The organism is Streptomyces sp. NPDC126497 (assembly GCF_040302425.1).
Taxonomy (GTDB): Bacteria; Actinomycetota; Actinomycetes; order Streptomycetales; family Streptomycetaceae; genus Streptomyces.
The window spans coordinates 1-7,232 of the sequence record NZ_JBEORT010000168.1 but is presented as its reverse complement, the minus strand read 5'-3'; the positions used below and the strand labels follow the sequence as shown (position 1 = coordinate 7,232).

General features: G+C 74.1%; 7 protein-coding genes and 1 pseudogene. 3 read left to right on the top strand and 5 right to left on the bottom strand.

Features of this window, described 5'->3' with window-relative positions:
- Positions 1-1,916: condensation domain-containing protein (locus ABTY20_RS34380; protein WP_352001075.1), on the top strand; the 1,916-nt coding region annotated here is incomplete at its 5' end.
- Here ABTY20_RS34380 and ABTY20_RS34375 read toward each other — a convergent pair.
- Positions 1,893-2,444, bottom strand: a complete 552-nt coding sequence (locus ABTY20_RS34375; RefSeq protein ID WP_352001074.1) for a tellurite resistance TerB family protein — start codon at positions 2,442-2,444, stop codon at positions 1,893-1,895. The genes ABTY20_RS34380 and ABTY20_RS34375 overlap by 24 nt on opposite strands.
- Before the next feature lie 159 nt (positions 2,445-2,603).
- On the opposite strand from ABTY20_RS34375, the gene ABTY20_RS34370 reads away from it, so the two are divergent.
- Positions 2,604-3,734, top strand: coding sequence for an acyltransferase family protein (locus tag ABTY20_RS34370; protein ID WP_352001073.1), 1,131 nt, complete (start codon positions 2,604-2,606; stop codon positions 3,732-3,734).
- A 71-nt stretch (positions 3,735-3,805) separates the two neighbouring features.
- Here ABTY20_RS34370 and ABTY20_RS34365 read toward each other — a convergent pair whose 3' ends face one another.
- The 3 genes from ABTY20_RS34365 to ABTY20_RS34355 all read right to left on the bottom strand — a co-directional run bounded on the left by ABTY20_RS34365 (position 3,806) and on the right by ABTY20_RS34355 (position 5,979).
- Positions 3,806-4,219 carry a hypothetical protein gene (locus ABTY20_RS34365; RefSeq protein ID WP_352001072.1) on the bottom strand — a complete coding sequence of 138 codons (414 nt, stop codon included), beginning with the start codon at positions 4,217-4,219 and terminating at the stop codon, positions 3,806-3,808.
- A 4-nt stretch (positions 4,220-4,223) separates the two neighbouring features.
- Positions 4,224-5,456: a ricin-type beta-trefoil lectin domain protein gene (locus ABTY20_RS34360; RefSeq protein WP_352001071.1), complete on the bottom strand. Its 1,233-nt coding sequence runs from the start codon at positions 5,454-5,456 to the stop codon at positions 4,224-4,226.
- A 166-nt stretch (positions 5,457-5,622) separates the two neighbouring features.
- Complete coding sequence (locus ABTY20_RS34355) at positions 5,623-5,979, bottom strand: hypothetical protein (RefSeq protein WP_352001070.1); 357 nt, start codon at positions 5,977-5,979, stop codon at positions 5,623-5,625.
- A 213-nt stretch (positions 5,980-6,192) separates the two neighbouring features.
- Between ABTY20_RS34355 and ABTY20_RS34350 the strand changes: the two genes are divergently transcribed.
- Positions 6,193-6,615: a DUF350 domain-containing protein gene (locus ABTY20_RS34350; RefSeq protein ID WP_352001069.1), complete on the top strand. Its 423-nt coding sequence runs from the start codon at positions 6,193-6,195 to the stop codon at positions 6,613-6,615.
- Positions 6,616-6,713: 98 nt separating this feature from the next.
- On the opposite strand, the pseudogene ABTY20_RS34345 reads toward ABTY20_RS34350, so the two are convergent.
- Positions 6,714-6,809, bottom strand: a pseudogene (locus tag ABTY20_RS34345) (cellulose binding domain-containing protein); the annotation flags it as partial.
- Positions 6,810-7,232: the final 423 nt, after the last annotated feature.

Sequence of the window (7,232 nt, the reverse complement as noted above, 5' to 3'; positions counted from 1 at the left end):
CCGCGTCCGGCACCGCGGCACCGGCCACCGTGGAGCACCGGGCGCGGGCCGGGCGGCTGAACGCCCCGTACCGGCCGCCGGTGCTGCGCACCGCCGCGAACGCCGGACGGGGTTTCGTCTCCACCGAGTTCACGCTCGACGCGGCCCTGACGGCCTCCCTGCGCAAGGTCGCGTCGGCCGCGCGGACCACGCTGTACGCACCGCTGCTGACCTCCTACTACCAGGAGCTGGCGGCGCTGACGGGCCGGCCCGATCTGATCGTGGGTCTGGCGGTGAGCGGCCGGGACGGTGCGCTGCCCGACGCGCACCGGATCTTCGGGCCGTTCGCCACCGCCGTACCGGTGCGGCCGGCCGGCGCGGCCGACGAGCCCCTCACGGACGGGGACTTCGACGCCGCGCTGCGCCGGATCGCGGCGGAGGCCGAGGAGGCCCGCGCCCACGAGGACGTGGTTCCCCGGCACGCCGACGGGCTGCCCGCGACGGCGCAGTTCTTCTTCACCTACCTCGACTTCGCCGCGCTGGCCCCACGGGCCGGCGGGGCGCTGCGGGTGTCCTGGGAGGCGGGGGACAGCGTGTTCCTGCCGCCGTCGTCGGCGACGGACCTGTTCCTGGCCGCACGACCCGACGGTGAGGGACTGCGGGTCACCGTACGGGGCTGCACCGCCGCGTTCTCGCCGGCCGCGCTCGACGCCTTCGGCCGTTCGGTGCGCGGCCGCCTGGTGCGGGCGGCCGGCAACCGCCGGCCCGTGGCGCCCCCGCCGGGGAAGGTCCGGAAGACGATGGACGCGGCGCTCGTCGGCTATCTGCCCGCGCCGGGGCAGCTCGCCCGGCTGGCCGGTCTGCCCGAGGCGGCGCTGCCCCGGGCTGAGGTGCGCGGGCTGCTGTTCCCCGACGGCGGCCCGCGGCTGCTGGAGACGGCGCGGACGCCGCTGGGCCGGTCGGGTTTCGTGTGCGTGCCGCTCTTCGCCGACGAACTCGGGCGGGAGACCGGCCTGGTGGACCACACCGCTCGCGCGGTGTCACTGGCCGCCTCCCTGGGCGCGCGCTGCGTGTCCCTCGCCGGGATGATCCCGTCGCTGACCGGATACGGCTTCGACGTGCTGCGGCACCGGCGGTACCCGTCGGCCGTGACGACGGGGCACGCGACGACGGTGGTGTCGGTGGTGAAGACCGTGCACGCGGCGCTGGACGCGACGGGCCGGGATCTCGGTGATCTGGAGGTGGCGTTCGCCGGTCTGGGTTCGATCGGCGCGTCCTCGCTGGAGCTGCTGCTGTCGTTGGCCGCCCGCCCGCCCCGGCGGCTGCTGTTGTGCGACGTGCGCGGCAGCGGGCCGCGGCTGGGGGAGCTCGGCCGCCGGCTGCGTGAGCGCGGGCTGGCCGGCCGGGTGGAGGTCGCCGAGGCGGGGCGGATGCTGCCGGACGCCGTGCACGCCGCGGATCTGCTGGTGACGGCGGTGAGCGGGGCGGCGGCGGTGCTCGACGTCGACCGGCTCCGGCCGGGTGCCGTCGTGGTCGACGATTCCTTCCCGCACTGCTTCGACACCGGGCGGGCCCTCGCCCGTATGCGGGAACGCGGCGACGTCCTGGTCCTGGGCGGCGGGCTGCTGCACGTCGGCCGCACCGACCGGGAGGTCGCCGCCGACCTCCCGGCCGCGGTGGCGGCCGGCCACCTCGCCCAGCCCTGGATCGAGGGGACCCTGGCCTCCTGCCGCACCGAGTCCCTGCTGCGCGCCTCGGACGACCGGCTGCCCCTGGTGCACGGCCTGGTGGACGCGGCGGTGGCGCGGGCCCACTGGGACGCCGTGGAGGCGGCCGGGGTCACGGCGGCGCCGCTGCACCTGCTCGGTCACGCCGTCGGCCCGGCGGCGGGCGCCGCCCTTCCCGAGCCGCCGTCAGACGCCGAACTCCGCCGGTGAGAGGTTGAGGGCCGAGCAGGCGTCGCGCACGGCGCGCTGCTCGGCCGGCTCGAAGCTGCCGTCGGCCCCGGCGACGACCATGCCGGTCTGCACGACGGCCCGGGCCTCGACCGGCTTCTTCGCGGCCTTGGCGATGTCCTCCAGCGCCCGGGCCCTGCCCAGCTCGAAGTTGGCCGTGAGCCGGTCCACGTGCTCGTTGAACCGCTTGCGGAGCTGGTCCGCCGGGAAGTTCTGCAGCACCTCGTTGGAGGCGATCAGCTCCTCCACGCGCTGCCGCTCGGCCGGGTCGACCCGGCCGTCGGCCGCGGCGACCAGCGCGCACATCGCCATGCTGGCGTCCCGGTAGGCGCCGCTCTTGAGCTCCGCCTTGGCCGACGCGAGCTGGGACGTGAACAGCCCCATCAGCTGGGCCTTGGTGCCGCCGCCCGGGGAGGAGCCGTGCCCGTGCTGCCGGTCGCCCCCCGCCCGTGCGCCCTGGGACTGCTGGAAAGCCCTGGCCTGTTCCTTGAGCCGGTCGAACATCGCCACTTGGTGCCACCTCTTCCGTCGCTGTCATGATCCGTCCGGTCCAACGGACGCGACCGCGACCATGTTCCCCGACGGTAAAAGAAATGCAAAGCAGACGTCCCGGACGCCGGCCGGACGACTCACAGGTTTGCCCCCCGCGGAACGGGTGAGGCGGCTGGGATGTCGTCGCCCCGCATCCCCGCCGCCACGTCCCGGACCAGAGAGACCGCCGCGCCCCGGCCGGCCCCCACGCCCGGGGCGGACGGCACCGCCGCACGGCAGGCGCCCGCCGGACGGGACGGGACGTCCCGGCGGGCGCCGCGGCGCGACGCGTTCTTCGACAACGCCAAGTACCTGGCGATCGTGCTGGTCGCGGTGGGGCACGCCTGGGAACCGCTGCGCGACGGCAGCCGGGCCGTCAGCGCGCTGTACCTGCTCGTCTACGCCTTCCACATGCCGGCGTTCATCGTCATCGCGGGCTACCACTCGCGCGGTTTCGACGGCAGTCCGGAGCGCGTCAAGCGGCTGGTCACCGGCGTCGCCCTGCCGTACCTCGTGTTCGAGACGGCGTACACCTTCTTCACCCGGTGGACGGACGGCGTCCCCGACCGGCCGGTCACCCTTCTGGAGCCGCTGTACCTGACGTGGTTCCTGGCCGCGCTGTTCGTGTGGCGGCTCACCACGCCGCTGTGGCGGCTCCTGCGGTGGCCGGTCCCCGTCGCGCTCGTCGTCGCCATGCTGGCGACCCTCTCCCCGTCGCTCGGCGACGACCTCGACGTGCAGCGCCTGCTGCAGTTCCTGCCGTACTTCGTGCTCGGTCTCCACCTCCGTCCCGAGCACTTCCGGGCGGTGCGCCGCCGCCGGGTGCGGGCACTGGCCGTACCGGTGTTCGCGGTGGCGGCGGCCGTGGCGTACTGGGCGGTCCCGCGGGTGACGTCCGGCTGGCTCTACCACCGGGACAGCGCGCAGGAGCTGTCCGCCCCGGCCTGGTACGGCCCGGTCGTGACCCTGGCCCTGTTCGGCTGTTCGCTGCTCCTCGTCGCCTGTTTCCTCGCCTGGGTGCCGGGGCGGCGGACCTGGTTCACGGCGCTGGGCGCGGCCACGCTGTACGGCTACCTCCTGCACGGTTTCGTCGCGCAGGTCAGCAAGTACTGGGGCTGGTACGACCCGGAGTGGCTGTACCGCCCGCTCGGCGAGGTCACGGTCACCCTGGTCGCCGCCGCGGTGGTGACGGTCCTGTGCACCCCGCCGGTGCGGCGGGTCTTCCGCTGGGCGGTGGAGCCGGGGCTCGCCTGGGCGTTCAGGCGCTGACCGGGCCGGGCGGCGACCGGCCGCACCACGTCCGCCGCCCCGGACCGGACAGGTCCGGGGCGGCGTCGTGCTCACCTCGCGTCCGCGTCGGCCCGCCGCTCGTACCGGAGCGCGGCGCCCGTCGCGAGAGCGCCGAGGCCCTCCCACACCGCCACGCCGATGAACGCCGCCGGCGCCCTGCCACCGATCACGGCGACCGTGAACACCGCGCAGGTCAGCAGCCTGAAGGGCACCGTCCAGCGGAAGAAGGCCCGCCAGTCGGCGAGCGCGGCCAGCACGTAGTACACGCCCATGTTGAGCGCCGCCGTCGACGACGCCGTCACGAACGCCGGTGTGTGGTCGCCGCTCCCCCGCCCGCCGGGCGCGGCGAGGCCGAGCAGCGACAGCTGCGCGGCCGGCGAGACCAGGCCCACCGCGCCGAGAACGGCGGCGAGCAGGCCGAACACGGCCATGGTCCAGCCCGGGGCCGAGCGGGGGAGCCTCATGGGGTCAGCCCACCGTCCACTTCTGGTTGGCGGCGCCCGTGCAGCTCCAGATCTGCAGGCGGGTGGCGTTGGCCGGGTTGTTACCGGTCACGTCCAGGCACTTGTCGGCCTGCGGGTTGACGATGTCGCGCGCCCCGGTGACGACCCACTTCTGGGCGGCGGTGCCGTTGCAGTCCCACAGCTGCACGGGGGTGCCGTCGGCCGTGCCGCCCGAGGCGACGTCCAGGCACTTGCCGAGGGCGCGGACCGTGCCGTCGGAGCCCACGGTCCAGTTCTGCGCGGAGGTGCCGTTGCAGTCGTAGAGCTGTACGGCCGTGCCGTCGGCGGTGCCGGCGCCGGCCACGTCGACGCACTTGCCGCCCAGGCCCCGGATCGCGCCGCCGGCCGGGGAGCCGCCGGTCGTCACCGACACGTGGTCCACGAGGAGCTGCTGCGGGAAGGCGGTGGAGCCGTCCGGGTCGCCGGGCCAGTAGCCTCCCACCGCCAGGTTCAGGATCAGGAAGTACGGCTTGTTGAACACCCATTGCCTCCCGCCGAGGTCGGCGGGGGTGCGCCGCTGGTAGACGTTGCCGTCGACGGACCAGGTGATCGAGTCCGGCGCCCAGTCGACGGCGAAGGTGTGGAAGGCGTCCGCGAAGGCCTGTCCGCCCGGCAGGGTGTAGCCGGCGCCGATGCCCCCGGAGCCGGAGTAGCCGGGGCCGTGGATCGTGCCGTGCACCGTGGAGGGCTCGAAGCCGACGTTCTCCATGACGTCGATCTCGCCGGAGTCCGGCCAGTCGACCGGTGTGCCCAGCATCCAGAAGGCCGGCCACATGCCCTGCCCGCGCGGGACCTTCATCCGCGCCTCGACGTGCCCGTACTGCGCGGTGAACCTGCCGGAGGTGTTCAGCCGGGCCGAGGTGTACTGGCAGGTGCCGTACCAGCACCGGTAGTCGGCCGGGTTCTCCTTGCGGGCCGTGATCACCAGATGGCCCCGGCCGTCCAGCGCGGCGTTCCTGGTGCCGGACGTGTAGTACTGCCGCTCGTGGTTGTTGACGTTGTCGCCGGTCTCGGTCTGCCACTTCGATGAGTCGACCGCCGCGCCGGCGGGCCCGTCGAAGGTGTCCGAGAACGTCACGGCCGCCGCGGCGGCGGGACCGGCCGGTTCCGCCTGCGCGGTCCCCGCCGCGCCGGACGCGACCAGCGCGGCGGACACGGCCGCGATCAGCCATCTGCGGAGTCTGCGCGGAGAGGACATGGCTCTCCCTTCCGTACGGCGGCCCGGATGTGCGGGTGCGCCGACCGAGGTGGTGGGGTGAAGGTGCGCTCACTTGATTCAAGGAGTGAGATAAGAGGGCGTCAAGTACCTGGTGCGGACCAGGAATTCCCGGCGCCCGGCCCGGGCCGTGCCCCCGGGCCCCGGTTCACGCCGTCGTGCCCCACGAGGTCCGGTGTGCGCAGCCGGGGTCGTGCTCGGTCGCGCACGACGTCCACCAGCGTTCGCAGCACGCCGCCTCCACCTCGGCCTGCGCGAGCGCGGCGGCCGCCGCGTCGCGCCACGCCGCCCGGCGGCCCTCCCGTTCCCGCAGGACGGCGACGGTGTGCCGTTCGTCGGCGATGACGGTCTCCCGCACGACGCCGATCAGGGGGGCGAGCGAGGCGAGCGTCATCGCCAGGGTGGTCCAGAGGGGGACGGCACCCCAGGTGCGTACGGTGCAGAAGGAGAGCCAGAGGGCGACGACGGCGTACAGGGCGACAAGGGTGCGGCTGCCCCTGCTCATGGCTGGTCCTCCTGCTCGATCCGTCCGACGGACTTCTGATGCCCCGGATGAGCGCGGACATGACTCCTCGGCCGCGACATCCGCCACGTGCCGCCGAGTGCGCCGGAAGGCACGACGGGGCGCCCGGCCGGGAGGTGGAACGGGTGCGCTACATTTTGCTCGCCCTTGACCGCGATCATTCACGATCCCTCACGCTACGGAGCCGGCAACCCCATGAGCGACATCGTCAACGGACTCGGCCGGGCCACCGCCTACGGCGCACTGGGACTGGTCCTGCTGGTCCTCGGCATCGTCCTGGTCGACGTGCTGACGCCCGGAAAGCTCGGCCGGCAGATCTGGCAGGAGCGCAACCGCAACGCCGCAGTGGTGCTGAGCTCCTCGCTGCTCGGCATCGGCGGGATCGTGTTCACGTCGATCTGGACCACCTACGAGGACTTCGGCAAGGGGCTGGTGTCGACCGCGGCGTTCGGCGTGCTGGGGCTGGTGATGATGGCCGTGGCGTTCCTGGTGGTGGATCTCATCACCCCGGGACGGCTCGGTGCCACGCTGGTCGAGCCCGAACCCCACCCGGCGGTGTGGGTGACGGCGTCCTGCAACCTCGCGGTGTCCGCCGTCGTCTCGGCGTCCATCGCCTGACCCGGACGCCGCGGACCGCCCGGCCCCTTCGCGCCCGCGGCGTGGAGGAGCCGGGCGGTGGCCGTTCGGGGGCGGTCGCAGGTGAAGGGGTGCGGGGCCGTCGAGGAGCTGCCGGTGGCCGTGAAACCGAAGGCGGTCGTGGCGCCCGGCGCGACGGCGCCGTTCCACTCGGTGTTGCGCACCGTCACCTGCCCACCGGCGCCGGTGCCGCGGCCGTCTTGAAGTCAGGTACATGACAACCATGTCGACGGGTCCGCTGGAGGTCGGCCCTTTCGGATCCCCGCCGGAAGCCGGAAGCCGCACGCGATCCGCCCTGACGCAGCGGAAGCCGCCTCGGAACACCATGTCGCCCAGGGCCCCGGAACCAAGACTTTCGCCCTGCTTGCGACCACGCCGCTGCCACGACACGATCGGCGCCAGGACACGGATCCGGTCACGGGCGCACGCCGGTGGCGCGGCCGGGGCGCGGCGCCCCGGTCAGGCCACGCGGGCGCGCTCCCGCACCGGGCGCACCGGCTCGGATGCGCAACGACCAGGACGTCGTCGTACGGCTGATCGCGGGCACCACCTGCGGTTCCGACCTGCACCTCATCGGCGGTTACATCCCGGCGATGCGC

Bases quoted from the DNA above. Each gene is read 5' to 3' on its own strand.
- ABTY20_RS34370 (WP_352001073.1), top strand. From the start codon at position 2,604: ATGTCGTCGCCCCGCATCCCCGCCGCCACGTCCCGGACCAGAGAGACC.
- ABTY20_RS34365 (WP_352001072.1), bottom strand. From the start codon at position 4,219: ATGAGGCTCCCCCGCTCGGCCCCGGGCTGGACCATGGCCGTGTTCGGC.
- ABTY20_RS34360 (WP_352001071.1), bottom strand. From the start codon at position 5,456: ATGTCCTCTCCGCGCAGACTCCGCAGATGGCTGATCGCGGCCGTGTCC.
- ABTY20_RS34355 (WP_352001070.1), bottom strand. From the start codon at position 5,979: ATGAGCAGGGGCAGCCGCACCCTTGTCGCCCTGTACGCCGTCGTCGCC.
- ABTY20_RS34350 (WP_352001069.1), top strand. From the start codon at position 6,193: ATGAGCGACATCGTCAACGGACTCGGCCGGGCCACCGCCTACGGCGCA.